The sequence below is a fragment of the Burkholderia sp. Bp8984 genome, from assembly GCF_003853755.1.
In the GTDB taxonomy this organism is placed as follows: domain Bacteria; phylum Pseudomonadota; class Gammaproteobacteria; order Burkholderiales; family Burkholderiaceae; genus Burkholderia.
Genome location: NZ_QTQN01000088.1, coordinates 1 through 1,157, shown reverse-complemented (window position 1 = coordinate 1,157; position 1,157 = coordinate 1). Strand labels below are relative to the sequence as shown.

1 protein-coding gene is annotated in these 1,157 nt (G+C 69.8%); it reads right to left on the bottom strand.

Features of this window, described 5'->3' with window-relative positions; genetic code table 11:
- A partial coding sequence (locus DID98_RS35425; RefSeq protein WP_148093558.1) for an acetyl-CoA C-acetyltransferase occupies positions 1–1,157 on the bottom strand: 1,157 nt, incomplete at both ends.

Below are 1,157 nucleotides of genomic sequence, written 5' to 3'. Positions count from 1 at the left end.
ACGCCCATCCCGCCGCCGATGCACAGCGACGCCAGCCCGCGCTTCGCATCGCGCTTGGCCATCTCGTGCAACAGCGTCACCAGGATCCGGCAGCCCGACGCGCCGATCGGGTGGCCGATCGCGATCGCCCCGCCGTTCACGTTCACCTTCGACGTGTCCCAGCCCATCTGCTTGTGCACCGCCAGCGCCTGCGCCGCGAATGCCTCGTTGATTTCCATCAGGTCCAGGTCGCCCGGCGTCCAGCCCGCACGCTCCAGCGCACGGCGCGATGCCGGCACCGGCCCCATGCCCATCACGCTCGGATCCACGCCCGCGTTCGCGTACGCCTTGATCCGCGCCAGCGGCGTCAGGCCGAGCGCCGCCGCCTTCTGCGCCGACATCACCAGCACCGCCGCCGCGCCGTCGTTCAGCCCCGACGCGTTCGCCGCCGTCACCGAGCCGTCCTTCGAGAACGCCGGCTTCAGCCCCGCCAGCGATTCCGCCGTCACGCCGTGGCGCACGAACTCGTCCGTCGCGAACTGCAGCGGCTCGCCCTTGCGTTGCGGGATCGACACCGGCACGATCTCGTCGTCGAAGCGCCCGGCCTTCTGCGCGGCTTCCGCCTTGTTCTGCGACAGCGCCGCGAACGCGTCCTGCTCCTCGCGCGTGATCCCGTATTCCTTCGCGACGTTCTCCGCCGTGATGCCCATGTGGTACTGGTTGTACACGTCCCACAGGCCGTCGACGATCATCGTGTCGACCAGCTTCGCGTCACCCATCCGGAACCCGTCGCGCGAGCCCGGCAGCACGTGCGGCGCCGCGCTCATGTTTTCCTGACCGCCCGCAATCACGATCTCCGCGTCGCCCGCCACGATCGCGTTCGCCGCCAGCATCACGGCCTTCAGGCCCGAGCCGCACACCTTGTTGATCGTCATCCCCGGCACTGCGCTCGGCAGGCCGGCCTTGATCAGCGACTGGCGCGCCGGGTTCTGCCCCGAGCCCGCCGTCAGCACCTGGCCCATGATCACTTCGCTCACCTGCTCGGGCTTCACGCCCGAACGCTCCAGCACCGCGCGAATCACCGTCGCACCCAGCTCCGGTGCCGCGATCTTCGCGAGCGAGCCGCCGAATTTGCCGACCGCGGTCCGCGCGGCCGATACGATCACTACGTCCGTCAT